Raw genomic sequence first — 25420 nt, forward strand, 5'->3', positions numbered from 1 at the left:
GAAAATTTAATTATCGATTTTTATATGAGCTAATAGACCATCGCGGATTAAATCTATGTCGGCATCTGTAAAGCCCAGCAATTCCCTCTGCTCGTAATTTACATCTGGCGCATTCCGTTCTGCCCGATCCTTCAAACCAAATTGGTGAACCCTAGCTATCTTGGCGATGCGCCCTGTGAAACTTACCGTAACTGCATTGCTGTCGCCTCGGGCTTTCATATAGGTCGCGGTGCGCAGCTTTTTGAACATCTCAGCCTTACGCTGGATGCGGCCTTGCTTACCGCGCAAGTCCCGCTTTTTACGTGGCGCGAACTTGCTGCCGTCAGGGTTTAGCTGTGTCTGCACCCGTTTTTGTTGGCTCCGTCGCAGTTCCTGGCCAATGGAGCGGGCAAGCTGATTCCGGGCGGCGGGCTGGAGTTTCTCCAGTAGGCCGGCCGCCCAAGTTTCAAGCGCTTCCAGTTTATCGGCCATCTGGTACTACCCATTCGTCGGCATTGCCTTTGGATCCTGGCACCCAGTTCGGATCAAGATAACCTGCCACACGCTGTGGCTCGCCGGCATGCCTCACGGTGGTATTGCCCTGGTCATCCTTGCCTATCACCACCCGCTCTGTCAGGTGGAGTGTCAGGCCGAGGTCTACTTTGTCCTTGTCGAGAATGTCGGCCTCGAACTGCACGCCGTTTTGCGCTTTATCGTAGTTCTCCAACAGTTCAGGCTGATTGACGCTGATCCATCCGAGCAAGGGCAGCATGACGCTATCAGGGTGGCCCGCAAATGCGGTCATAATGATCTGCAGATCGTAACTGTATTCAAAGGATAGGCTTGCCGCAGCGGTGCAGCGGACCTTGCCGTTGTCGATGAATATCAGCAAGAGATCGGGGTTGTGCTGGAGTTCGGCGACGGTGGCCAGCAGATGAGCGCGCAGGCTTTCGGGCTTGTTCATTGGCTGGCCTGTTGGTGTTTGTAGACCATGTCTACCTGTGCCGCGCAGTCTGCCCATGCGGCTTCGGCGCGGTCTCCGTCGGTAAGGAGGTCACCGTTGTTGAGGGGACCGGTCGCCGGTAGGTGGCACGGCACCACGGCCGGACAGCCAGTCACGATAAGCGGCGGCGCCGGTGATGGCGGGGCGCTCGCGCAGCCGCCGAGCAGCGTCAGGCAAAGGCTGATCAGCCCATTTCCGAAGGTCGTCATTTTCAAGCTTCAGTTCCTCTATTGTCCGCTCGCGCTTTGCCAGGCTCAGGCGCAACTGATCCTGTTGGGCCCGCAGGTTGCTCTGCGCGTCACGCTCCTGTCTCAATGTGTCGGTAAGCGTGTTGGCAGTTTTCAGGTTACGGTCGGCGTCGTCGCGGGCGGTCTTGGCCGCATCTTGCGCCCGTTCGGTTTTGCCCTCAGCGACGTCGATGCGTGTTTCTTGGTTCCAGATCAGCAGACCCAGGGCGCCGAGCAGGGCGATGCCGTACATGGCCTGGCGCAGGGTAATCACGCGCGATACCAGCCGAGTTTGTTCATAGTTGCGGTGTCGAGCTGCTTGATCGGGCCGCGCACGATCACTGCCCTGGCGCCGTTCATCAAATGAATGGATTCGGCAAATTGCTGCATGTCGTCCTGTTCGGTCGATTCGGGAACCACCAGCAGGTCACCGTCCTGCACGCGTAATTTTTGCACTGCTTTGAAGTCGATCATGCCGACACCCCTTGCCCGCACTCGCAGTTGGCGTGCCTGTCATAAGCGCGCTGGAGCTTGGTGTCATAGAGATTGCGCAGGTAGTCCGGGCCGTTGTAGAGCCGGGCGAACTCGGCCCATTTGCGGGCTTTCAGGGCCTTGTGCAGCACCGGATCGGTTTCGATAAAGCGAGTGAAGGCGTCGAACTGTTGAAATTCGCCGGCACTCATCGCCGCCACGAAGTCCTGCACGCTGGCGTAGCCGAGGCGTTGCCAGTGGAACCCCATGATCTGAAAGGTGCCCCAGGACGCTGACTCCAAGGCGGCGGTGTCATCGATCAGGCGGGCCATTGCCAGGCGCTGGTGTTCGGCGGTACCGCCGATGTAGCCACCGGCCTTCGGGTTGACCAGGGCTGGGTTAGTCACGGCCAGTTCATCGGCGTGGCGTTTGACCTCTGCAGCGTCATCCCCCATGCGCCGAACCTTGGCGAGCTGGCGGTACATGATGTGCCGTTCGAACAAGATCACTGGCTTGCCGTTATCGAGGAAGCCCTTGCCTTTCGATTCCACTTCGTTGACTGCGTAGATAGTTGCCAGCGGCACGCCGAGACGTTCAGCGGCGTTTACCAGGTCATGGTTGCGCAGCAGCTGGGCACAGTCGCCACCAGCGAGGCTTGCTTGGGTCTTGGTGCCAGCGACGCCATCGGCCACCAGACCAACCTTCAGCTGGTATGCACGCACGGCTGCCTCCGTGGCATCACCGTAATGGCCGTCCGGCACCAGATTGGCACCTTGCCTGTTGAGGTTCTTTTGCAGGATAAGCACGGCTTGCGAACGGTCGCCATGGCGAAGGGTGGTGGTCATGCGCTGGGCCTCAACAGGGCGGCGACGTTGCCGCGTGAACGGAAAATAAGGATGCAGAGCAGCACGATGGATGCGGCCTGCCCGAGGCTGGTTGGTTGACGGTCCAGCAAGATTTCCAGTCCGCAGATGCACAACGTGGCGCCAAACAGGCTCGCCAGCAGTGAGATGCTGCGCCGGTACCGCGCCTCGCCTCGGGTGTAGCAGGCCAGGCGCAGGGCGCTCAGCAAGTAGGCGATTGCCGCGATCAACTGCACGGCCAGTTCGATGTTCGGCATGTCAGGTGCCCCCTCGGATGCGACGCCAGATGTCCCAGATATCCGCCTTTTCCACCCAAACCATCAGTTTGATGCTGATCGGGATGACCACCAGGGCACAAATAAAGGCGCTGCCACCGCTGGTGATAAACGGGATTGCCTGCAGGGCCATGGGCGCGAACAGATAGCCCACGCCGGCCGACAGGAACAGTGAGCCCAGCCGCTGCCAGACCTTGAGGTCACGCTTGGTGCTGGTAACCAGCCAGGCACCGAGGATGGCGCCGAATAGCGCGCCATCGTCGATGACGGGCGTGACGCTCGCCAGGCCCAAGCCAATAAGCAGGCCGGACACAACGCTGGAAGTCGGATCAGCCATGGTGTGGGTTTCCTTGGTTGCAGAGGATCAGTCCCATAGGTTCACCATCTGCCGCTGGGGCGCGCTGGTTTGGGCTTCGGGCATGTTGATGACAAGGCCTTGAGGCAGGATTGGCCCATGGTCGGCCAGGCCGGGGTTGGCCTCCAGCACGGCCTCCGTGACGCCTGCAGTGCGGCCGTAAAATCGCCAGCAAAGGGCATCGACGGTGTCGTTTTGGTTGGTGCGGACTGCGGTGGGCATCAGATCAGCTCCACGGTGGTGCGGCTTTTTTCAAGAAAGTCGCGGATGGCCCACCTTAGGTCGCGCCGGTAATCGTCGATGCTGGGGGCAACCTCTTCGGCCTTGTTGTTGCCCGTGTTGGTAGCGCTGTAGTCGCGGTACCGCTCGCATACTTCGGCGCCGGTGCCGGCTTCGATCGCTCGGCGGTAGAGGTGGGCCTTTACCGATACGTCTTTGATCCGATCACCAGGGACGTCATCCAGCTTGGTGTAGCCAGCGGCCTGCTGAGCCTCTCGCCAGTCAGTTAACTCACGATTGAGGTTGATTGCGGCAGCAATCACGGCGGTCTCCAAGCGGGCAGGAGTGACGCTGGCATCGATGCGCAGGGTGGCTCGCAGGTTATCCAGGTCAATCGACGGCCAGAATGGGTCGGTGTTGATGTGGCCGCTGGCGACTGTGCCGCTGGCAACAAATGCGCTCATGAGACTGCACTCGAAAATAGATCGCCGGTGGTCGGGGCTTCACGTTCAGGAGGAACGGCCTGGCCGATCCACACCGAGCCGGCGGGGTGCGTGGGGACGCTCGATTAGCTGCCGGTGGCAGCGTGTTTTTTCAGGAGGCGTTCGGCGCCGTCCAAATCTTTCTTGCCGCCGCAGCCGTCGTGCAGTTCGATCGCGCGCTTGAGCAGATCGATACCGGCCTGGATCTGTCCCGGCTGGCCGGGCTCATCGGCGGTAATGCCGTGCAGGGTGGCGCGGCCGGTTGCCAGGAACAGCTTGGCGCGGGCCTGGTCGGGCATGTCTTCGGCTTCGGTAAGCTCGACGGTGCGGTGCAAAATGCTCAGGTCAAAACTGCCGTTGGCCTTTTGCGCTTTAAGTGCGGCGGTGGCGATTTCTTCAGCCACCAGGCAGCCGGTGGTGCGTTCAAATCGATCCGGCATGATCAACTTGTGCTTGAGGACGTAGTCAGCGATGTCCAGTGCGCCGCTGTAGTCCTCAACATCGACACGCCAGACCATGACGGTGGTCATGACGTCGTCCTGGGCGCCGTTTCCAGCTTCAAGCACACCCTCCACATAGGGGATGTACTCGGGCAGCAGTTGCAGCTTGAGCGCGGCCTTGCCTTCGTTGGACTGAATGGCTTTCAAGCGCAGCCGGTCCTGCAGCAGCTGATTCAACTGATGCTCGTAGGCAGTGGCACCGGCCATAGATTGCTGCGGCGCCGTTTTGGCCGCCTCCATTGCCGCGCGAGCGCGGCGCTGGTGGGCTTGGGCGATGCTAAGTGCCATGGGTTAGCCCTCGACCGGTGTGATGTTTTCCAGCAAGCAGCCCAGGCCGTATTCCTCGACCACGTAGGCTTCGTTCGACGATTCGAAGTTGGATACACGATTCCACTCCGGCTCCTCCTTGAGGTAACGGCGGCGCCCGCCGATCTGCCAGTACACCGACAGATTGGCGAAGGTGGTGATGAGGATCGTGCCTTCAGGTATGTAAGGGACTTCGTACAGCGGCAGGCCACCGACGCGGCGTTGCGAGATGATCAGGTCGCTCGCCAGGGTGTTGGTGGCGTCTTGGTCTTTGTTGACGAGGGCCAGGAACTTGTCGTGGACCAGCTCGCGGCCGGTCAGCACCACCAACCCAGGGTTGCGGCGGTACCAAGGGTCGAGCAACTGGATGGCGTCGTAGACCAGAGCGTCGATGTTCTTGAAGTCGCCAGTTTTACCGATGGTGATCTTGCCGGCGACGGCACCTTCCTTCAGTACACGGTCAGGTGCGTGGGTGCGGTATTGCTGCAGCCAACCGATGTTGACGTCTTCCAGCAGCGGATGCGCAGTGCGGTCGGTTTGTTCGGCAGCCGAGATGCCATAGAACCCGATCTGGATACGGTCGAGCGCCTGGCGTTGGGCAATTGCACCAGCCAGGCGAGTCTGGAAGTCTGGGAACTTCGCCCAGGCGTCGAGCTGCTTGTAACTGACGTAGGTGTCAAAGTCGGTCTGCTCAGCTCGGTACTTGTCGCTGGACAAGGTGCCAATGCTGCTCGGCTCACGTTTCTTGACCTTGGTGTTGGTGCGGCTGGCAACAGTGCCGCCGACGCCTAAGCCGACCTTTTCGCCTTCCTGTTCGTCGACGCCGATGACGTTGACTTTGGTCAAGAACTCGCTCGATTCCTGAATCTTGGTTTCCAGGCGCTGCTGGATAGTCGGGTCCACGCTGAACGTGGCGGTGGCCGATTCGACGCCATTGATCTGTGCTACCTGGGCGAGGTAGCCAGTGAAGAGTTTTCGAGTGTCGTTACGCATGGGTGTCTCCGATAGTGGGTTGGGCGGTTGAGGCCGCAGGTCAGAATTCAGCCAGGGCTTGTTTGCCGCCGCCGGTTACCGGTGGGCGCTGGGTTTGGGAGTGATCTTGTGTGTTGCCGAGGGTCGTTTTCAGCTCGACCAGGTCTTTGCTGAGTTGCTCAACCTTTGTGTGCAGTTCGCCGGAGAATTTCTTCTCGGCGGCGAGTTGATCCGGCAGGTCTTTGACGTGGTCGGCAATCGCTTCGACGGCCTGGCCGATCTGGGCGAACTCTGCATCGTCCTTCGCCTGTTTGCCGCCCAGTAGCGCCTGAACCTTGCTGAAAAGCTGGGCGCCGAGGCCGGGCTTGTCTTCGACTTCTTCAAACTGCAGCTCGGTTTCCACTGCCTCGGTGAACATCGACGTTGCCGAGTAATGGCGGTCTTTGAATGGGCTGGATTCTGGCTTCTGCGCGGAGAAAGACAGTACGTCGGTGCCCAGGCTGGCTGGGGAGTCGGTCACCGCCAGGCCGACGATATAAGCTTCGCCGGTGTCCGAGAAGCTGTCGTCGATTTCGATCGAGGTGTAAATCTTCTGCTTGGCCTTGTTCATGGCGATCAGGTCGGGCGTCGGTTCGACCTGCGCGAACAGGGCTAGCTTCTTCTGGCCGTTGATTTCCACTTCTTCGGTCTTGACCGCGAGCACGTCACCGTAGGCCTTGAAAGGGCTGTCTGGCAGCAAGCTGCGGAAGTGCTCCAGCCAGATGCGGGCGCCATAGGTGGACGGGTTGAAGTTTTTCGCGGCCTGTTCCAGCCAGCTGCGTTTGATGGTGCGCTTGTCAGAGGTAGCGCCCTCGACGGCGACGCGGAACCAATTACTGCGAAATTTCTTCATGCCGGGAATCCTCAATGCTTTGGGCGCTAAATGCGTTGCAATGAGGGGCATGGTCGTGACGCGCGCGAGTTGCGGCAACGGGGCGGGATTGTAGAGGGCAGAGCTACAAGGCACGGAGCTACTGACTCGCAGGCCAGAGCGGCAGCATCGCGGCCATGATTACGACCGAACTGCTCCCAATCGATCCCCGACGCCAATCCAAGTTCCTCTATTGGATGGGTTGGCGTATCTGCGAGATTGCCGAGGCTACGGGCGAAAAGGAAAAAACGCTACACAGCTGGAAGGCTCGCGACGATTGGGACCGGGCGGACAACGTCGAGCGGATTGGCGGGGCGCTTGAGGCGCGGTTGGTGCAACTGATCCTCAAGGAAGGCAAAAGCGGCGGCGACTTCAAAGAGATCGACCTGCTGCACCGGCAGCTTGAGCGTCAGGCGCGCATTCAGCGCTTCCAGGGTGGCGGTACCGAAACCGAACTCAACCCAAACCTGGCGAAGCGCAATGAAGGGCCGAAGAAAAAGACTCCCAAAAACGACATCAACGAAGACCAGATTGAGCTGCTGCGCGAAGCGTTTATCGACGGGTGCTTCGACTACCAGAAAGACTGGTACCGGGCGGGCAATCAGCGCACCCGAGTCATCCTCAAGAGCCGGCAGATCGGCGCCACTTACTACTTTGCCCGCGAGGCGTTCATTGATGCGCTGGAGACCGGCCGCAATCAGATCTTCCTGTCAGCGTCGAAAAACCAAGCCTATCTGTTTCGCGGGTACATCCAGGCATTTGCCCGAGAGGTCATCGGTGTCGAGTTGACCGGGGACCCGATTGTCTTGCCGAACGGCGCCGAGCTGTTTTTTCTCGGTACCAACGCGCGCACAGCCCAGGGTTATCACGGCAATTTCTACTTCGACGAATTCTTCTGGACGTTCAAGTTTGAGGAGTTGAACAAGGTCGCGTCGGGCATGGCGATGCACAAGAAGTGGCGAAAAACCTACTTCTCTACACCATCGACCATGGCGCATGAGGCCTACACCTTTTGGACGGGCGAACGTTTCAACAAAGGTAAGCCGGCGGCGCAGCACACCAAGGTCGATGTTACCCATGGCGCGCTCCAGCAAGGTCGGTTCTGTGAGGATCGGTTGTGGCGCCAGATCGTCACCATCCTCGACGCGGAGCAGGGCGGTTGCGACCTGTTTGACATTGAGGAGCTACGCCGGGAGTACAGCCCCGAAGCGTTCGCCAACCTGCTGATGTGCGAGTTCGTCGACGATGGCGCGAGCATCTTCCCTCTTACGATGCTTCAACCGTGCATGATCGACAGCTGGGTCGAGTGGGCCGAGGACTACAAGCCGTTTGCAATGCGGCCTTTTGGCGACCGACAGGTGTGGGTGGGTTATGACCCGGCGGAAACCGGCGATTGCTCGGGCATGGTTGTGGTCGCGCCGCCGCTGGTACCGGGGGGCAAGTTCCGGGTGCTGGAGCGGCATCAGTTCCGTGGCATGGACTTCGCAGCGCAGGCCAGCTTCATCAAAGCTGTATGCGACCGCTACTGGGTGACGTACATCGGGATCGATGTCACAGGCCTGGGCAGCGGCGTGGCACAGCTGGTGCGCCAATTCTTCCCCAACGTCACCACCTTCAGCTATTCGCCTGAGGTCAAGACGCGACTGGTACTGAAGGCCTACGACGTGATCCATAAGGGCCGGCTGGAGTTCGATGCCGGTTGGACCGACATGGCGCAGTCGCTGATGGCGATCCGCAAGACCATCACCGCAGGCGGTCGCCAATTCACCTATACCGCCGGCCGCAACGACAACACCGGCCACGCCGACCTGGCATGGGCGCTCTTTCACGCATTGCACAACGAACCGCTGGAGGGGCAGACCTCTGCCAATACCGGGCGGATGGAGATTTTTTAATGTCGAACCGCCGCAGAAACAACAAGCAGCTGGCCCAGGCGTCCACCGTGGCAACGCAGGAATTTATCCCGCGGAGTGATAGCAAGATGGAGGCGTTCAGTTTTGGCGATCCATCCCCGGTGCTGAGCGGTCGGGAGGTGTTCGATTATCTGGAGTGCTGGTTTAACGGGCGTTGGTATGAGCCGCCGCTGTCTCTGGACGGCTTGGCGCGCTCGGTGGGTTCCAGCGTCCATTTGCATTCGGGGCTGATGTTCAAGCGCAACTTGTTGAGCAAGACCTTTATCCCGCATCGGCTGCTTTCGAGAGCTGCCTTCGAACAGTTTGCCCTGGACTTTCTGTGCCTGGGCAACGGCTATCTGGAAGGGCGGCGCTCAATGCTCGGCCCGGTGCGTGAGCTGGTGCCTCCGTTGGCGAAGTACATGCGCTCCGGCAAGGACGGTCGGCTGTTTATGGTCCAGGGCTGGAAGGAAGAACACGAATTTGAACCTGGTACGGTTTTCCACCTGCGAGAGGCCGACTTGCACCAAGAGGTGTATGGCCTGCCCGAGTGGATCAGTGCCTTGCAGTCGGCGTTGTTGAATGAATCGGCCACGCTGTTTCGCCGTAAGTATTACGAAAACGGCAGTCATGCCGGCTTCATTCTTTACATGACAGACGCGGCGCAGAACGAAGCGGATGTCGACTCCCTGCGCAAAGCGCTCAAGGACTCCAAGGGGCCGGGCAACTTCCGCAATCTGTTCGTGTACTCGCCGAACGGGAAAAAAGATGGGCTGCAGATCATCCCGGTCAGTGAAGTGACGGCCAAGGACGAGTTCAACTCGATCAAAAACCAGACCCGCGACGACGTGCTGGCCAGCTTGCGCATTCCGCCACAGTTGATGGGCATCGTGCCGCAGAACGCGGGTGGGTTTGGGTCGATTAGGGAAGCGGCGCAGATTTATGCAGCCAATGAATTGGAGCCGATTCAGGCGCGTATGGCGCAAGTGAATGACTGGCTCGGGGAGGAGGTTGTGCGGTTCAAACCCTATGAAATTCCCGTGGGGGCCTAAAACCCCCTGCGCAGCAAACGAGGCGACGAACCGGTGCGTCAACACCGGTTCGACGCTGAAACACTCGAACACGCCGAGTGCTCCAACCAAGGCCTCGCCCCACTGCGCAGGGGGTGCGAAGCCTAAGCGAATCCAATTTTCAAAACAAGGATCACTTATGAGCACACCAATAATCCCGTGGATGGGCGGCAAGCGTCGTCTGGCAGACCGTCTTATCCCACTGTTCCCGCCCCACGAATGCTACGTCGAGGTCTTTGCCGGCGGCGCCGCGCTTTACTTCATGCGGCCCCAGGCTGCGCCGGTTGAAGTCCTCAATGACATCAACGGCGACCTAGTGACGTTGTACCGCGTGGTGCAGAACCATCTGGAAGAGTTCGTGCGCCAGTTCAAATGGGCGCTCAGTTCACGCCAGGTGTTCGAATGGCAAAAGATGACCAGGCCGGAGACGCTCACTGACATCCAGCGGGCGGCACGGTTTTTCTATCTGCAGCACCATGCTTTTGCGGGCAAGGTCAGCGGCCAGACGTTCGGCACCGCCACCACGGGGCCGGCCATTAACCTTTTGCGGATCGAAGAGAACCTGTCCGCCGCCTGGCAGCGACTTTCGGGTACGTACGTCGAGAACCTGGGGTGGCTTGAATGCGCCGAGCGGTACGACCGGCCGCATACCTTCCACTACATGGACCCGCCTTACTGGCAGACCGCCGGCTATGGCGTGGACTTCCCTTTCGAGAACTATGAACGAATGGCCGAATTCATGCGGCGCTGCAAAGGCAAGGTGATGGTGAGCATTAACGATCACCCTGATATCCGGCGAGTGTTCGAGGGGTTTCACTTCGAGACGGTGGACATCCGATACAGCACGGCGAATCATCGGCAGGGGAAAGCCGAGGTCAGCGGGGAGCTGATTATCTTGAATTGGGAGCCTGAAGCTTTGGGCGGGTTATTCTGAGTTGATGCTGCGACCTGTGGCCTTCGTGACCACAGGACGCATTTCAACGTGTTCGCGGGAGACTCAAGCAGAAAGTGCTTGGATAATCTGCTGTATTTGCGGGTTGCTCGCCAGGGACGTGATGTTGCTCAGCAATGTGGTGCTGTCAAGGGCATACGTTTTGATTTTATTGAACAGCCCACTTTCAGCTACCTTCGCCTGCCTTTCTCCATCTGGCAACGGCAGCAAGACTTTTAACAGTTCAGCCAATTCTTTTGGATCGGTTTGTGTAGGGAGACCCAGTTTCTCCACCAGAGTATGTTCCCGCTGGACGAGACCTGGACCCTGATTACCCGAAATTTCACCTCCGTGGGCTTCAAATTTCAAATTACTCCCCACCTGGATAACACCGGGCCCGCCGTTATTCCTGATGTTTACACCAACAAACTTCGCATCGACCATTTTTTCTCTCCTAACGGATGAGGGGATGGAACGTTGGCAAAACTACTGCGGAAACACTTTGACAAGTTCTCCATCTGTCAGCCACCGGAGCTTGCTTCCTCTTTGCAAGCTTCAGCGAGGTATAGCAGTTCGCCATGCTTCGGTCCAACTGTGAGTGATCCATAAATAATCCATTTGCTGCCAGCAGACGTTTGTTGTGCTTCTTTCGCTGCCCGCTTGCCGATCGGGCAGAAATAGTGGCGTGCGTCAAAGAAAACAGCGAGATGGCGTTGGACAGTGGGTGGGCATCACTTGGCGCGCGCCGTCGTCCCCCCACCTCGCCTGCGGGCTATATGGGTCGATTTTTCTGCGGACCTGCGGACCATTCTCGGCGGCTCAGGCTGGGCGCTTGCTTGAAGTTTGGGAGGAGGCAGAAACCTGCGGAACCCTGCGATGGTGCATGGTTTGCGGAACGCCTATAAGCACGCACGGACGGCTGAATTCTGTAGGTGCCTCGGGAAAAAGGTTAGTTTTTTTTTGAGAGGGTGTGATTGGTTTGGGATGCCCGTATTTGTTGGGCTTGAGACCTAACTTTGATGGGTTAGTTTGGGTTAGGTCAAAGGTTAGTGTTTTGTAACTATCTGTTTTTAAAGGAATTAATATATTGAATATTTAACGCTAACAAAGGTTAGGAAATAACCAGACCTAACCGAAAAGCTAACCTTTCCAAACCTTCGAAAAGCCTTAATAGATAAGGCTTTCAGAGCACCCAGCAAAAAACTAACCCTCCTAACCTCATTCCCGTGGGTCAACATGAAAGCGCGAAAGATGCCTAGGGCAAGGCGCTTATGAAGCTGCGTACTGCATTGTGCTGCGCTCACAACCTTTACGTTCACGCGCCCACACTCTCACCTGCACGGCGTCAAATGGTTGCCGTTGGCAACGGTTGCTGGGATTGAAGCGACATTCACTAATGACAAGCGCTATAGCGCGACCAGGCGCCTGGAGGCTCATGGCGTTATCGCACTTAGCGTATCCAGGGCGGCGCGCAGCTCGTACAGCGGGAAATGCTCGCTACGCTTTGCGGCCAGGCATTTTGCTTTATGCGCAGTAAATGGTTGGCCCCCACCGCCGCCGTGGAAGGTCTGAAGACCCCCGCAGTTCCGGCACTTCAAAAAAGTTTTGCCCAGATCCCAGTCGCGGGTCCATTCCTCCAGAGCGGCGGTGACGGCATAGTTCACGTCGTTACGGTCACGCGCACTCATGATTGAATCGCCTCGGCTTGATGCATGAAGCTCATGGCTTGATCAGAGGTTAATGCCCCGTCCTTAACGAACTGTGCCAGCCATCCCTGCAGGCGGGGCAAGCTGCCTTCAGAACGCCGCACCAATTGACCACCCAATGCCAGCAACATGTTACGTAGTTGCAGCTCATTGCGGATGACTGCCTTTTGGTAGTCGAGCGCATCCATGATGCCCTGGACTATGACGGCTTCGGCGGGGTTGTTTCGTTGCATATCCGCGAAACGCTCATTGATGAAGTTAGCTTCAAAACCTGGGTCGATGGTATCGGTCGTCATGATTGGCATCCTTTTCCGCGTGAATGGCAGGTAGTGTGTAAAACCACTGTAGGGGGCATCGGCATACCAGTCCATGTTGTAGTGCTTTCCGCGGGCATAAAAAAAGGCCCCCACACCTGGCTTAGGTGTAGGGGCCTTTTGAACATAAACGGCGTTTTTTTCACTTGTCGTCAGAAACTCTGACCTACTCACAGCGACGAATGGACGTACCCAGGCTGAGCCTTAGTCATCGACATCGAAGTAATCATCGCCTGCGGCATGGTTATTAGCTTGCATGAATTCTGTTACTGCGTCATTTCCAAATTCTATACGGAGTGCCTCTCTGGCCAGCCCAATGTGTTGGAAATAGAAATCTAAGCCTTCATTCTCAGCGTACTTAGCATCCTCCTCCATAATCGAAACCAAGTGCTTTTCCAACAGATCTTGTAATTGGCCCGCAGTTTTTATTCCGAAATGTTCGAGTTCAACCAAGAGCTCGTCAAAATCACCCTCTGTGGTCCGGTTCGCAGAAGGAAAAGTCTTAACGAGAATCGAGTCCAAAATTTCGACGTTGAGCGGGGACGTTGCGGTTTCATTTTGAAGATCGTCAGCGAGATAAATTAGTCGATCCTCCAGCAACCGATCGAACTCGATATCTACCGTTTCGAGAAGCGCGGAAGCTCGATTGATTGAGCGCCGGAGTGGAAGAGGGACGCTTGCCTCACGTTTATATTGAAGTTTGTGTGATGCTGCGGCCCAAATATGTTGGGCCATTGTCCTAACCTGTATTTCGACGCGTATCCCACCAAGGTCACCCCAGCTAGGGATACTTAGCCATTTAGCTGGTGCTTCAACGATGTAATGTTGGGATTGGTAGCCGAATTGAGTATCTGACAATCTTAGTGAAGTATCTTCGGCACTTTTGATGAACAGCGAATTACGTAGCAATTCGTCTACAGCTTTGAGATCTCTGCGAAAGAGCAAGATTAGACGTAGTCCAACGAGATCATCAAGCTCTTCGATTTTTTCAAGGGCCAGTGATTTTCGTACCAATTTCTCCTCGATAGAGGACCACTCTTTCACCCGAGCCTCTATTGGAACACCTAATGTCACGCCTTTTGAGTTAAGTAAATGCTCAAGTTCCGAGGCAAGCGCTGCTTTTAAACGCTTCGCTCGGGGTTCGATATTTGAGTAGCTTATTTTCAGCTCTGGGTGATTCATCCTTAATCTCCACAATTTTTTTGGGCAACGCTTTTTTAAAGGAAGGGAACAACCTGAGCGCTTGCGAGTGACTTAATCCTGAGCAGTTAAGCATGTTCAAATTAACAGCATTATCTTATCACTGCCGTAATCGCAAAATCGTATCTGCAAGCGCTTTTTCATTCGTGTCCAGCGTTTCTATAGCCGCAATGGCGTTATCGGCAACATTGTTTTCGTCTGCCTCGCAGGAACCGGCCCAAAGCTGCCTTTCGTGGACTGTCTGGCCCGAAAGTAAACGCTCAGGTATCTATTAAAATTTGGTGAATTCATATTCCCAGAATAAATTGTGGGTTAGTAAGTCAGAGTGTCTTGCTCGACTGCTAAGTGAATCTAACTCACTAAACTTTTATTTACAGAAATGGACTCTCCATCTTTAATAGTTGCGAGCCTATACCTGTTTAGCGTTGCTTAATGCTCTCTATAATTTTCTTTAAGTCATCTGTACTAATTTTATCTAGGATTTGCATTAGTGGCAGTTTTTCTGTGTGATTTCCATCGAGTGTTTTTGATGCATTGAAAGAGATTGCCTCAATAGCTTTGGCGATTAGTTCTTGTTGTAGAGTTTCAGTGCTAGTCCCAAGGTCTTGCAGCTGTTTCTTGTAACTCTCATAGGACGACGCAAACGCTTCCTTGTGGGCATATTCTTGCTGTAGGCGCTCGTACTGACTGCGTCTGGTTGCCGAAAATACGGCTAGCCAAACCACAGGTAACGCAATAGGTAGTCTCGTCAGCATCGTTCGAAGCATCTCTTCCCATCCAGCAGCCTTAACTAATGAGACTTGGAAAGGCCAAAGAGCAACGCTGTCAATTACAAAGATAAGACTACCAAAAATCAGCGCTGCCATAGAGCCATAAAAGATATTTGTGTAATTTTTTATGGGGGACTCGAAACGATCTTTCAATATCTTGTAAGATGATGCTAGGCCCGCGCTAGTCGCACCTGGTAGTAAAGCTTCAATCTTGTTAAGCATGGTTTTGTGACGTGTTTCATGATCGGTTTCTTGTTTTTTTAATTGTTCTATTCTGGAATCGATCTCAGCTTTTAAACCTTTCTGTGGGTGATCTAGGTTTTCTAGGGAAGTCAAGCCAAAAACTTGGTCGTAAAAGGCCATTAGCTCGGCCGTTTTTGATTTGGAAGAGTCAAGCAGAGTTGCTAGGTTTTGATGTATATCTGAAGTTTCTTTGAATGTGGCATTTATTTTCATAGAGAGAGAGTTCGGCCCATCCAGCAAAGTCTGGTGTAAAGCTGCGACCTCTTGATATTTTGCTTCGGTATCGACTACTAAACCTTGAATATTCTGCTCAGCACCCGATTCACCATCAACCCCTTCAAAAAGGTAATTATTTACAAGCTTTACTTTTTGCTCTATTTCGGTGATGGCGGAATCGCTGGATTTAGCGTTTTCCAGTGCTTGCAATAGTTCAGATGTTATTTTGGCTGATTTATCACTGAATGACTGAAGATGTTCTGAAATTGTTTCAGAGAAGCTCTGGCTGGCATTACCATATCCAATAAGGGCTTCGCTGGGAGGCACCATATATGGGCGGACATATGTGAGTATGTTGTCGAAGTGTTCATTGGCATGTACAAGGTGTGTGGTATTTCTATTCATGTTATAGTTGTTTATCTGCTGCAGGCAGGATTGAGCTTGTGGCACACAATTAGCCCAGACCGACTTAGGTGTAAGTTCTGGATCAATATTGGATATTATGCCATCTGCAAATGTGACTGCTTTACGAAGTCGCGCTATTTCCTCGACAGTCGTTGTTACTGTCTCATCATCAACAGTTACCTCTGGAATTTTTGAAGTCAGTGCTTTCCAGCTTTCGTGAAAAGCGCCTTCTTGAAATTCGCGACTCCACCTTGTCATAACAGCTTCCTTCTAATTTACTATGCTTAAATTTTGATCACGGCTCTGACATTAACTGTAGTAACTTACGTAATCTTAAATAAGTTTAATTAAACCCTAATGTCATAGGTTAATTATCGAGTGATATTGTATTGCCATGCGGGATAAAAGCAAGCTTTAAAGGTTCGCGCTGATGCTGTAGAAATATATTGCTTGATCACTCGTTGGACACTGCCCGTGGCCTCATGACGCAGGCGCGCGGCGGACTACTTTCAGACGTTTCTATCCTGGGCTCCATCCAATAATCCGCCTGCGAATTACCGCTCCTAGCCGATTGCCGCCTGTCGTCAGGGGCAGAGCGATACTGCTTGGAAGTGGTGTTGGTACAAATGTGGTACGGATGGGGTGAGGCAGTGCTGCAGTGCCTGTTCTGTAAGGCCTATATGCTTAGGTGTTCCAATCCATCACCCATAAAACTATAGATCTTGCGCTTGAGTGTCGGCAATCGGCCAAATGCAGACGTGCAGACTCTACGAAGTCAGAGACGATTCACTGCTACCTGTCGGCTATACACACTAGTTACTCGCCAAACACCACTAGCGGCCTAGAGTCAGTTTCGTGGTGCCCAAGTTGAATTAGCTTCATCTTCGCTCTCGAAATCATAGTCATAGTCAATCAAACTTGCCGAAATTTCACCAAGCTCAAATTTCCCCAAAGCTCTTGTACCGAACAGCACTGTGTTTTTAATCTCGACATTGAATTTAATGTCGCGGCCAGGAAGCTCAGTATCGTTTCTATGTGAACCGCTTGCTGAACCACTAAAAACGGCGCTCAGGCCACCATTAAATGTAAAAGAGTCCAATTCTCCAATCTCAATATCTTCAATGTGGGTGTCAGATTCTGATATGGGTCCTGAAAACTCTTCTCCATTTAGTAAGTCATACTTAAAGTTCTCGCAGGCATCTCTGCAAATATCCTTTACTTGATCCTCTGTGAGTATTTTATATTTTAGATCTTCCAAGACAGATATCACATGATCAAATAGAAGGCCGGATTCTAGATCCGCATTGTAGGAATCTTCGTTCTGCACGATCGATTCGAGCCTTGATGCAAAAACTTTAGGGTCGTAGTAAATGCATGAAACTTGCGATAGCTTATCATTGTTGAAGTTTTCGTCGTGAACTAAAGAGAGAAAGTTTTCGTAACCAAAAATCATTGCAACTATCTCGCCTAGGCCGGTTAAGGATAGTTGGACTTCATCGGCTTTCAAACTTTCTGCAATTGCCAGCATGAAGCTATAAGATGATGGGAAACGGTTAGACGCTTGCGTTGACTTTAATCGAGCACTTTCCACATTGAACCGTTGCCGTTCTAATTCGGCATATTTCTGTTTTTTCTCCTCTTCTAGCTCTGCCTGAAACGCTCTGCTTTTGGCTTCCGCCGCTGAGGCTGTAGCTGCTTCCGATTCTGCTGCCGCTGTTTCGGCTTTTTGTTTAAATCTGAAAGTTCTAAGTTTAAGCTGCTCGATCGTTTCTTGTCGACGATCAATGTCCAACTGTGCGTTCTGCTCTAAAAATTTCTTATTGGGGTCTGCTAATAATTGTTGCTTGTTTAGTATTTCCTGCTCCCTGACTTTGCTAACCTCAATTGATATTGCTTGTTGGTGCAGGCGTTCATTCGCAAACTTTTGTAAGGACTTCAATAAGAGCGATGCCCATGGGAAGACAAACAAAAATAGCAGTGTCATGAGAAGAGGGATTGTAAGTACTGTGTTTAATTCAAATATGTGAGTGTCTTTGAAGTACTTGCTGAGAGCGTTAATTCTTTCTGCGGCGTTCCCGTCGCCCCACATTAATATTGCCAAATGTTCCCAATTGCAGACTATCCATGACCCTATGAATGCGCCAATGAATGGATCTTCGATTTTTGTTTTTGTGTTTCCAGAGATTGCCTGCATTATATCGTCGAGAAATTTCATTCCGTATGACCTACTTTCCTATGTTCAAAGTGACGTATGAGGCTGGCTTCCAAGGCATCAAAAAGTATGCCGCCTTGGGTTATTAACGATGCTACAAGATTGCTGCGAAGTGAATCGCACATAGTTTCATGCGCGTCCGATGGCCGCTTTTTTCCAATACCTGCCATTTAGGTGAGGTCCGTCCCTCTCAATCGAGCCAGGCCTTGTTTGATATGGCCCGCGTTTTCACCAATCGTATGAAGTGCCCCCCGAACATTCTCACCTACTTCTAAAGCGTTTTGCTGCTCAGTCCAAAGAGTCAGCTCCATCACAGCCGCTTCTAAGGCCAGTTGATTTTGATAAATCCGTTCCAGCACGTCCGTCAGTGAGTACTCGCTTGCCATGGTTTGCGGCTCGTTTTGAAAGAATTCAAGCATAGCAGTGTCAACTCTCGGATTTGCGAAAGCCCGCGAAAAAGGAGCTTGGGATGAGCACGCGGGAGTAGTGCTGGTACGAAAGTGGTACGGATTTGTGGCGAAGGTGCTGTAGTTCCCGTTCTGTAAGGCCTGTAGGATTAGTCGTTCCAATCCATCATCGGTGCGACGCGGGAGTGATAAGGTGATCCAGGGAATAAGCCTGATGCTGTAAGAAATTTCCCCGCTTTGGATAACGTCGCGGATCTCAAGGAGATCATTGTGCCGTATATCGTGGTCTGACCCCGATATCCCCGATATCCCCGATATCCCCGATATCCCCCGATAGCCCCCGGAAATTCGGTCGGCGCAGGACCCGGAGTTGCAACCGGGTGACCGTTTTCTAATGCAAGCCACTACACGTAGACAGGGATGCCGTCACCATGAACAAAGGCTTCTACCATGCAGACAAGCGCCTGCACCTCAGCCCTTCGTACTCGCTGGCACCAGGCCTGGTAAAGGTCTGTGGCGTCGTGGTGCTCAAGGAGTCGCGGTTATCCCCGGTGAATGGCTTGCCCTGTGCGGGGTACTCGATACGAATCGAGGAAAGTTACCGCAACAGTGTCGACAAGGACGAATGGAGGACGGTATTTACCGACGTACAATGCAGCAATTTTGCCCTTAAAGATGCCCACGGCACTGTGGATATCTTGGCTGCGGGCATTGATCTGTTCTCAGGCCAGGTGCCAGAACCGGAGGACTATCGATACATAGCGGGGAAGGGACACCGCCAGCAGGGCGAGGTTCTCTTGAGCGAAGGTCTGGAGGTACTCGTGATTGGCACCGCGATCCAGCGTAACGGCAAAACCGTGATTGCCCGGGGCGAGCAAACCGATACGGTGTTCGGCGTAGAACGGCTGCGCAATGTGAACAACTACCGTATTGCTGTCCCGGCGTGGCGAGCCCTTGGTTTGTGTGGCGTCTTGGTGGCGTTGTTCAGCCTTGCGCTGCAGGTCATTGATCCAGCGCACTGGGCCCAGTGGCAGTTGCCCAGCCGCGATACGTTCCAGCAGATGAGCGCATTGGGGCCGTTCTACGAATGGGTGGCTTTTTTGTATCAGCGTCAGGGTTCGTCGCTGCCGTTGATGGCTGCTTTCGGTTGGACGGGGATGGTTTTATTGCTAATGGGGGCCGCCCGGTTGCTGCTCTATCGAGATATTCAAAAGGTGGTGCAGCCCATACTCATCGCCTGGTGGGGGGTGGGTAGCATCGGTGGCGCTCTGGTGACCTGGGCGCTGGTGGTTCTTGAGTTCGATCCATTCAAGATCTTTTTGATCTGGCTGAGTGTGATCATCGTTGCCCTGGGCTTTTCGATCACCCAACAACGGGCATTTCGGGCGATGGTAGCAAGCATCCTCAAAAGCGAATCACCCTAAGGAAACTCTGCGCGAAACCCTCTGATGGTGCGACGTGATAGCGTATATCGTGGTCTGACCCCGATATCCCCCCAAACCAAGTTGCCGACTCATGCAGGTCTCTTCAATATTCCAACTTCTTGATTTTTGGTAAGAAAAATCGGGGATCCCTCAGGGTCTGACCCCGATATTTGGGGTTAAATCGCTCTGCAGCGATAAGCCTGAGAGCATGTTATAGGCAGTTAAAGCTCGCTCGAAGAGGTCATCGAAGGTCAAAAACTCATCAATATTGAACTGTTCCATCATAAGCCCCATATATTCGCGTGCGTCGGCGACGTTTTTGAAGTGTTCCTGTGTAAATCGACTCATGATTACGGAGGTCTTGCATTTAGATTGGATGCCAGGATAACGTGATGATATCAAGTGATAGTGGGTTTTGAAGAAATGCTTCCATTCGGCTGTTTGGAAAACGGCTTGACTAACTTCAGCTCGCGGTTGGCCCTGTGTTGTCGCAACCTTCTTTGAGGGGCGTTCTATTTCAATGAGCTTGTAAGATTGGTCTGGGTATCGGATTATAAAGTCTGGTTGTAGTTTTGTTTTTCCAATTGGTGAGTTATATCCTTCAGGGTATCGAAGCTCAGGCTTGCTTTCACAAAATCCATACACGTCAAGTAGAAGTGGATGCTTCTCCAGTATCTCGTGAAAAACGGATTCGATTTCATCTTCATGAAATTTCAACGCGTTACCTAAATCAGCAATTGCGGCCTTAAGTGCGTCTAAGCGGTCACTGTAAGCCTCGAGCCATTTTGGTTCTGCTCCCTGTGAGATCAATCCACCAAGATTCTCATTTGCGGAGGCCGTAAGAGCTGCGCCAAGATCCCTGCGTAAGTCTTGCTGGACTTTTAAATAGATCAAGCGCTTGTCCCATGCAGCTGTATCGGAATGGCTAATTATTTCCAAATACTTGAAAAAACGTCGGTTGTTGTTATCGGCCGGGAAAAAGCCCATGTTTTGAACTAGATGCGATTTGCCATAATCTGCGTCGCTATCTGAAAAATGAACGTCTAAAATTTCTCCAAGCGCGCCAAATGTCAGGATGTTGATTAGGTTTCGGAATGGTGTGTCAATCTCTCGAAGCGTGAGTTGTATGTTTACTTCCTTATCTTCTACTATTAGTTCTCTGACAATGTTTTGTATTCGTCCTCGCCAGACGCACGAGGCTAATGGTTTCTTAGATACTACCCTATAGATTCCTATGTTCTTGCCAAATAAGTTTTGGCTTTTTAAAAGTAAGGTATGCTCAGTTGGGGTTCTAGTAGGCTCATAATCTACTTTGATAGCTGGGCCACCAGCAATAAACCATTGGTGCTCAGGTTCGCTCTCTTGAGAGATGATAACGCCGTCCGAGGCTACATAAACTGTAAGTTTTGCGGCCTCAAGGTAGGGCGACCGCACTAGGTCAGGGTAGCCTGGGCCTGCTGGTGGAGGCTCCTTGGCCTTTGCATAGGCACTTCGATATTTTTTTGCGTAATCAAAAATGAAATCCGCGATATCTTCAATCTTAACAGTCATCTATTACTTGCTCCTTACTCGAAGAACTTGGTTTGGACTCGGTAATTCAGCCTTGTCTTCGTGGTTTTCACCTCATATGACCGCTCTATTTGAGAGAATACTAGCCTTTTCTGTCCCATTAAGGCTTGGTGTAATCATTATGGTATATCGGGGTCAGACCACGATACGCCCTAGGAACCTTCCCACACTTTTCTCAGCTTGCCCGTCAGACCACCCATCGCTAACCTCCTCAAGCCGCTGCAAACTCAGCGGCCGGAGGTGGAAGTCCGTATTGCTAAGGCGTTTTAACTCCCGAAAATATTTGGAGCTTCGCCAATGCCTAACAAATCACGCAATCCTTATGTCGATCAAAACACAGCGCCCGTCGATGCCAAACTACAAACGGCTGCCCAACGAGCAATTCACCATTACCTGCCGCCATCTGACGCCGCCGCCGCCCCCGCCGACCACCCACCCGGCAACCTATTCCACGTCAGCCCCAACATCGACACCGAAACCCTCCTAGCCAACGCCGCCGAAAACCTCGAGTCCGCCAACCAAATGGCCGCCAACCTGGCCTTCGACCTCGAAGACCCGCACCGCGCCATCATCCTCGGCATTCAACAACTCATCGACCTAAGCGCTCTACTCGTCAACCGAGCCCAAGAGCAAGTCGCGCCCGCCGCCAGCCAAGCCACAGCCTGACCCCAACCCCGCCGCCTTACCCCAAGGCGGCAACCTGAACCCATGCTGTCACCCCGCTAAATTTCATAATCCCCAGTGCCTTTGAGGTCTACGATCCTCTTCAAGAGAGGACCCCCGCGCCTCCAGCCCATAGGGAACTGAAAACATGATCTCGAACCTGGTTAAAGTCGTGATGATTGCTGGCACGTTGCTGTTGGGCGCTTGTTCGGCGGGGTCGTCGGGCGGGAGCAGTGACCCTTGTTTTTCGGGGGGATGCCAGGCGTTTGGGGACCATAGCCCGAGTAAGGCTGCCAAGATGAGTTTTGGCGGCAGTGGGTTGGGGAGTAGTTATGGGGAGTATGGGTCGGGGTTGTTGCATGATGATTGAGGCAGTGATGGTCAGTCAGTTGTGTGGTGACTGACCTACTGCTATCGGGAGCAAGCCCCCTCCCACCTGTGGGGGTTAGTGGCCGCCCTTCATGCGGCGGGCGATGAGGTAGATGCCCAGGCCGGCCAGCGCTGTTGCGGCGCCGATGTAGCCGGTGCTGGTCCAGCCGTAACCCGCCGTAATCGCCATGCCGCCAAACCACGGCCCCAGCGCGTTCGCCAGGTTGAATGCTGCGTGGTTGGACGCCGCCGCCAGGCTCGGGGCTTCGTGGGCGATGTCCATCAGGCGGATCTGCAGCGGTGCGGCCAACGCCACCATGGTTCCGACCAGGCCCATGCTCAGTAGCACGCCCCATAGCGACGATGCCGCGAAGGGGAAGAACAGCAGCACGGCTATCGACCACACCAAGATCAAGCCCACCGCGCGGAACTGCATGCGGTCGAACAGCTTGCCGCCGGCGATGTTGCCGATGATGCCGCCTACGCCAAAGGCGGCGAGGCCGAAGGGAATCCATTGTGGCGAGACTTTGGTCACTTCGAGCATGGTCGGGGCGAGGTAGCTGAAGACGCAGAACATCCCGGCAAACCCAACTGCGCCAATCGACAGTGCCATCCACACCTGCGGTTTGGTGAAGGCGCGCAGTTCTTTGCGTGGGTCGCTGCGCGGTTCGTCGCGGCGGTCGGGTACGAATTGCCAGACCAGGAAGAGGGTGCACACGGCGATGGCGCTGACCAGCGCGAACGCCGAGCGCCAGCCCAGGTGTTGGCCGAGGAACGTGGCGATGGGGTTGCCGAGCAGCATGGCCAGGGTCAGGCCCATCATCACGCGGGCCACGGCGCCGGCGCGTTTGTCGTTGGGCACCATGCTCGAGGCGACGACGGCGGCGATGCCGAAATAGGCGCCATGGGGCAGGCCGCTGATAAAGCGGAAGGCCACCAGCGAGCCGAAGGTCGGGGTGAAGGCGGTGGCGAGGTTGCCCAGCGCGTACAGGCCCATCAGCAATAACAGCATGTGTTTGCGCAGCAGCTTGGCGCCGAGGATGGCCAGCAGCGGGGCGCCGACCATCACGCCCAGCGCGTAGGCGCTGATGGCGTGGCCGACTTGCGGTTCACTCAAATTCAAATTGTGGGCGATGTCGGGCATCAGGCCCATGATGGCGAATTCGCCGGTGCCGATCGCGAAGGCGCCCACGGCCATGGCAGCTTCCATTTTGGCGGCGCTGCGCGCGGGCAGTACGTGCCCGGGTGTTTGCTGGATAGTCATGGGTAACTCTGTGTGGGTGAAGTGCACGAAGGACCGCCGCCGATGCTACGCAAGCAGCGGCGAAGGTGTCTAGAACAGCCTTGAACGCGAGAGTTCCACCCGATTGCTACCCTGTGACCCCACGTCGCGCTCGCTCGGCTTGACAGGGGCGGGGAAAAGTCCTGTTTTAGTGCTGTCAATTGGCCAAACGACGCATAAACGCTGTTTAGCGTGATATTCTGCGCGCCGTCTTGGTCTAGTCTTTCCCCGGTGCGTACACCCGTATACGTCCCGGCGGTTGGCTGTTGCCCAGGTAGCTGAAGCCAATAATGATAAGAAGTCAGCGCAGAAGGGACATAAAAGTGAGGTCGATACGTCGGCCTTGTGTGCCCACCCTGCGGTCCTTATGTGAATGTGCAAACCCCCGCGGTGCGCTGCCTGGCGCGGCGTGATAGAGGGTTGCCCATGCTCAGGGGCAGTGGGGCGGATGGCGTTTTATCATAGGTGCTACTGATGTTTAAAAAAGTAAACACTGCCCTGCTGGGGCTGGCTTTGTCGATGGGGATCACCTCCGTTCACGCGGAAGAGGCAAAGAAAGTCGATGTGCTGCTGATCGGCGGCGGCATCATGAGTGCGACCCTGGGTGTATGGCTCAATGAGCTGCAGCCGGACTGGTCGATGGAGATGGTCGAGCGCCTCGATGGCGTGGCCGAAGAAAGCTCCAACGGCTGGAACAACGCCGGTACCGGTCACTCGGCCCTGGCTGAGCTGAACTACACCCCGGAAGACAAGAACGGCAACGTTGAGATCCCGAAAGCGGTCGAGATCAACGAAGCGTTCCAAATCTCCCGTCAATTCTGGTCCTGGCAGGTCCAGCAGGGCGTGCTGAAGAACCCGCGTTCGTTCATCAACTCCACACCGCACATGAGCTTCGTGTGGGGCGATGACAACATCAAGTTCCTCAAAAAACGCTACGAAGCCCTGCAAGCGAGCCCGCTGTTCGCCGGTATGCAGTACTCCGAAGACCCGGCGCAGATCGCCAAATGGGTTCCGCTGATGATGGAAGGGCGTGACCCGAACCAGAAAATCGCGGCCACCTGGACCCCGATCGGCACCGACGTGAACTTCGGCGAGATCACCCGCCAGTTCGTTGCTCACCTACAAACCACGCCTAAGTTCGACCTGAAACTGTCGAGCGAAGTGCAGGACATCACCCGTAACGCCGACGGTTCGTGGCGTGTGAGCTACAAAAACCTGAAAGACGGCACCAAGACCGAAACCGACGCCAAGTTCGTGTTCATCGGCGCGGGCGGCGGTGCACTGCACCTGCTGCAAAAGTCGGGCATTCCTGAAGCCAAGGACTACGCTGCCTTCCCGGTCGGCGGTTCGTTCCTGGTGACCGATAACCCGGCCATCGCCGAGCAGCACATGGCCAAGGCCTACGGTAAGGCTTCGGTTGGCGCGCCACCGATGTCGGTGCCGCACCTGGACACCCGCGTGCTGGATGGCAAGCGCGTGATTCTGTTTGGCCCATTCGCGACCTTCTCGACCAAGTTCCTGAAAGAAGGCTCGTACCTGGACCTGCTGACCAGCACCACTACCCACAACATCTGGCCAATGACCCGCGTCGGTGTGCGTGAATACCCACTGGTCGAGTACCTTGCTGGCCAACTGATGCTGTCGGATGACGACCGCTACAACGCCCTGAAAGAGTACTTCCCGAACGCCAAGAAAGAAGACTGGCGCCTGTGGCAAGCCGGTCAGCGCGTGCAGATCATCAAGCGTGACGAAGAGCAGGGCGGCGTCCTGAAACTCGGCACCGAAGTGGTCAGCTCCGCCGACAACTCCATTGCAGGCCTGTTGGGTGCATCGCCAGGCGCGTCCACCGCGGCTCCGATCATGCTGACCGTGCTGCAAAAAATCTTCAAGGACAAGGTGGCGACCCCTGAGTGGCAGGCAAAGCTGCACCAGATCGTACCGAGCTACGGCACCAAGCTGAACGACAGTCCTGAGGCTGTTGCCAAGGAATGGGCCTACACGGCCGGCGTCCTGCAACTGACCCCACCGCCTGCGATTCCGCAGTTGACCGCACCAAAGGCGATCCAGGCCACCGAGGCTGCCAAGCCTGCGGCTGAGCCGAGCAAGCCGGCGTCTGACCTGGCGCTGTAAGCCAAGCCTGATGTTAAAAAGCCCGCTGAACCGGTAACGGTCAGCGGGCTTTTTG

Annotated in this window: 28 protein-coding genes and 1 pseudogene; 7 read left to right on the top strand and 22 right to left on the bottom strand. The window is 54.7% G+C overall.

Annotation, left to right across the window (positions count from 1 at the left end; genetic code table 11):
• Positions 1-6: 6 nt before the first annotated feature.
• From A7J50_RS08685 to A7J50_RS08740, 13 genes and pseudogenes are all read right to left on the bottom strand, one after another.
• Complete coding sequence (locus tag A7J50_RS08685) at positions 7-471, bottom strand: phage virion morphogenesis protein (protein ID WP_064451429.1); 465 nt, start codon at positions 469-471, stop codon at positions 7-9.
• Positions 461-943 (bottom strand): phage tail protein, encoded by a 483-nt coding sequence (locus A7J50_RS08690; RefSeq protein WP_064451430.1) that lies wholly within the window; start codon positions 941-943, stop codon positions 461-463. Before A7J50_RS08690 ends, A7J50_RS08685 begins: the two co-directional genes overlap by 11 nt.
• Positions 940-1119: pseudogene (gene lysC, locus A7J50_RS31885) on the bottom strand (Rz1-like lysis system protein LysC); the annotation flags it as partial. The gene A7J50_RS08690 and the pseudogene lysC, both read right to left, overlap by 4 nt.
• Positions 1034-1483 carry an Rz-like lysis system protein LysB gene (gene lysB / locus A7J50_RS08695; protein WP_064451431.1) on the bottom strand — a complete coding sequence of 150 codons (450 nt, stop codon included), beginning with the start codon at positions 1481-1483 and terminating at the stop codon, positions 1034-1036. The pseudogene lysC and the gene lysB, both read right to left, overlap by 86 nt.
• Complete coding sequence (locus A7J50_RS08700; RefSeq protein ID WP_064451432.1) at positions 1480-1683, bottom strand: hypothetical protein; 204 nt, start codon at positions 1681-1683, stop codon at positions 1480-1482. Before A7J50_RS08700 ends, lysB begins: the two co-directional genes overlap by 4 nt.
• The gene (locus tag A7J50_RS08705; RefSeq protein WP_064451433.1) at positions 1680-2525 is read right to left on the bottom strand and encodes an N-acetylmuramidase domain-containing protein; all 846 of its coding nucleotides are present in this window, start codon (positions 2523-2525) and stop codon (positions 1680-1682) included. Before A7J50_RS08705 ends, A7J50_RS08700 begins: the two co-directional genes overlap by 4 nt.
• A complete protein-coding gene (locus A7J50_RS08710) occupies positions 2522-2800 on the bottom strand; it encodes a phage holin family protein (RefSeq protein ID WP_064451434.1) in 279 nt (92 codons plus the stop codon). Before A7J50_RS08710 ends, A7J50_RS08705 begins: the two co-directional genes overlap by 4 nt.
• A gap of 1 nt (position 2801) precedes the next feature.
• Positions 2802-3155: a putative holin gene (locus tag A7J50_RS08715; protein ID WP_064451435.1), complete on the bottom strand. Its 354-nt coding sequence runs from the start codon at positions 3153-3155 to the stop codon at positions 2802-2804.
• Between the two features lie 27 nt (positions 3156-3182).
• Positions 3183-3395, bottom strand: a complete 213-nt coding sequence (locus tag A7J50_RS08720) for a tail protein X (RefSeq protein WP_064451436.1) — start codon at positions 3393-3395, stop codon at positions 3183-3185.
• Positions 3395-3856, bottom strand: coding sequence for a head completion/stabilization protein (locus A7J50_RS08725; protein ID WP_064451437.1), 462 nt, complete (start codon positions 3854-3856; stop codon positions 3395-3397). Before A7J50_RS08725 ends, A7J50_RS08720 begins: the two co-directional genes overlap by 1 nt.
• Positions 3857-3960: 104 nt before the next feature.
• On the bottom strand, positions 3961-4662 hold the full coding sequence (locus tag A7J50_RS08730; protein ID WP_064451438.1) for a terminase endonuclease subunit: 702 nt from the start codon (positions 4660-4662) through the stop codon (positions 3961-3963).
• A gap of 3 nt (positions 4663-4665) precedes the next feature.
• Entirely contained in the window at positions 4666-5673 is a 1008-nt protein-coding gene (locus A7J50_RS08735) for a phage major capsid protein, P2 family (RefSeq protein WP_064451439.1), read from the bottom strand.
• A gap of 40 nt (positions 5674-5713) precedes the next feature.
• The gene (locus A7J50_RS08740) at positions 5714-6544 is read right to left on the bottom strand and encodes a GPO family capsid scaffolding protein (RefSeq protein ID WP_064451440.1); all 831 of its coding nucleotides are present in this window, start codon (positions 6542-6544) and stop codon (positions 5714-5716) included.
• A gap of 155 nt (positions 6545-6699) precedes the next feature.
• On the opposite strand from A7J50_RS08740, the gene A7J50_RS08745 reads away from it, so the two are divergent.
• The 3 genes from A7J50_RS08745 to A7J50_RS08755 all read left to right on the top strand — a co-directional run bounded on the left by A7J50_RS08745 (position 6700) and on the right by A7J50_RS08755 (position 10458).
• Positions 6700-8457, top strand: coding sequence for a terminase ATPase subunit family protein (locus tag A7J50_RS08745; RefSeq protein ID WP_064451441.1), 1758 nt, complete (start codon positions 6700-6702; stop codon positions 8455-8457).
• A complete protein-coding gene (locus A7J50_RS08750) occupies positions 8457-9506 on the top strand; it encodes a phage portal protein (protein WP_064451442.1) in 1050 nt (349 codons plus the stop codon). The genes A7J50_RS08745 and A7J50_RS08750 overlap by 1 nt, the downstream gene beginning before the upstream one ends.
• A gap of 157 nt (positions 9507-9663) precedes the next feature.
• Positions 9664-10458: a DNA adenine methylase gene (locus A7J50_RS08755; protein ID WP_064451443.1), complete on the top strand. Its 795-nt coding sequence runs from the start codon at positions 9664-9666 to the stop codon at positions 10456-10458.
• A gap of 63 nt (positions 10459-10521) precedes the next feature.
• Here the strand turns inward: A7J50_RS08755 and A7J50_RS08760 are convergent, their stop codons facing one another.
• From A7J50_RS08760 to A7J50_RS08790, 7 genes are all read right to left on the bottom strand, one after another.
• Complete coding sequence (locus tag A7J50_RS08760) at positions 10522-10899, bottom strand: hypothetical protein (RefSeq protein ID WP_064451444.1); 378 nt, start codon at positions 10897-10899, stop codon at positions 10522-10524.
• A gap of 989 nt (positions 10900-11888) precedes the next feature.
• A complete protein-coding gene (locus tag A7J50_RS08765; protein WP_064451445.1) occupies positions 11889-12143 on the bottom strand; it encodes a hypothetical protein in 255 nt (84 codons plus the stop codon).
• Positions 12140-12457: a hypothetical protein gene (locus A7J50_RS08770; protein ID WP_064451446.1), complete on the bottom strand. Its 318-nt coding sequence runs from the start codon at positions 12455-12457 to the stop codon at positions 12140-12142. Before A7J50_RS08770 ends, A7J50_RS08765 begins: the two co-directional genes overlap by 4 nt.
• A gap of 222 nt (positions 12458-12679) precedes the next feature.
• Positions 12680-13657: a GTP pyrophosphokinase gene (locus tag A7J50_RS08775; RefSeq protein ID WP_064451447.1), complete on the bottom strand. Its 978-nt coding sequence runs from the start codon at positions 13655-13657 to the stop codon at positions 12680-12682.
• Between the two features lie 437 nt (positions 13658-14094).
• Positions 14095-15567 carry a hypothetical protein gene (locus tag A7J50_RS08780; RefSeq protein WP_064451448.1) on the bottom strand — a complete coding sequence of 491 codons (1473 nt, stop codon included), beginning with the start codon at positions 15565-15567 and terminating at the stop codon, positions 14095-14097.
• 589 nt (positions 15568-16156) lie between these two features.
• Positions 16157-17524 (bottom strand): hypothetical protein, encoded by a 1368-nt coding sequence (locus A7J50_RS08785; RefSeq protein WP_064451449.1) that lies wholly within the window; start codon positions 17522-17524, stop codon positions 16157-16159.
• Positions 17525-17691: 167 nt separating this feature from the next.
• On the bottom strand, positions 17692-17907 hold the full coding sequence (locus A7J50_RS08790) for a hypothetical protein (RefSeq protein WP_064454880.1): 216 nt from the start codon (positions 17905-17907) through the stop codon (positions 17692-17694).
• A gap of 452 nt (positions 17908-18359) precedes the next feature.
• Between A7J50_RS08790 and A7J50_RS08795 the strand changes: the two genes are divergently transcribed.
• Entirely contained in the window at positions 18360-19352 is a 993-nt protein-coding gene (locus A7J50_RS08795) for a hypothetical protein (protein WP_064451450.1), read from the top strand.
• A gap of 150 nt (positions 19353-19502) precedes the next feature.
• On the opposite strand, the gene A7J50_RS08800 is transcribed toward A7J50_RS08795, so the two are convergent.
• Positions 19503-20903 (bottom strand): Shedu anti-phage system protein SduA domain-containing protein, encoded by a 1401-nt coding sequence (locus A7J50_RS08800; RefSeq protein ID WP_064451451.1) that lies wholly within the window; start codon positions 20901-20903, stop codon positions 19503-19505.
• A 315-nt stretch (positions 20904-21218) separates the two neighbouring features.
• Here A7J50_RS08800 and A7J50_RS08805 point away from each other — a divergent pair, with 315 nt between their 5' ends.
• The gene (locus tag A7J50_RS08805; protein ID WP_064451452.1) at positions 21219-21587 is read left to right on the top strand and encodes a DUF6124 family protein; all 369 of its coding nucleotides are present in this window, start codon (positions 21219-21221) and stop codon (positions 21585-21587) included.
• A 145-nt stretch (positions 21588-21732) separates the two neighbouring features.
• A complete protein-coding gene (locus A7J50_RS31890; protein ID WP_082895849.1) occupies positions 21733-21954 on the top strand; it encodes a hypothetical protein in 222 nt (73 codons plus the stop codon).
• A gap of 75 nt (positions 21955-22029) precedes the next feature.
• On the opposite strand, the gene A7J50_RS08810 is transcribed toward A7J50_RS31890, so the two are convergent.
• The gene (locus tag A7J50_RS08810) at positions 22030-23217 is read right to left on the bottom strand and encodes an MFS transporter (protein WP_064451453.1); all 1188 of its coding nucleotides are present in this window, start codon (positions 23215-23217) and stop codon (positions 22030-22032) included.
• Positions 23218-23709: 492 nt separating this feature from the next.
• On the opposite strand from A7J50_RS08810, the gene mqo reads away from it, so the two are divergent.
• A complete protein-coding gene (mqo, locus tag A7J50_RS08815) occupies positions 23710-25365 on the top strand; it encodes a malate dehydrogenase (quinone) (RefSeq protein ID WP_064451454.1) in 1656 nt (551 codons plus the stop codon).
• Positions 25366-25420: the final 55 nt, after the last annotated feature.

Origin of the sequence: Pseudomonas antarctica (assembly GCF_001647715.1) — a bacterium.
Classification (GTDB): domain Bacteria; phylum Pseudomonadota; class Gammaproteobacteria; order Pseudomonadales; family Pseudomonadaceae; genus Aquipseudomonas; species Aquipseudomonas antarctica_A.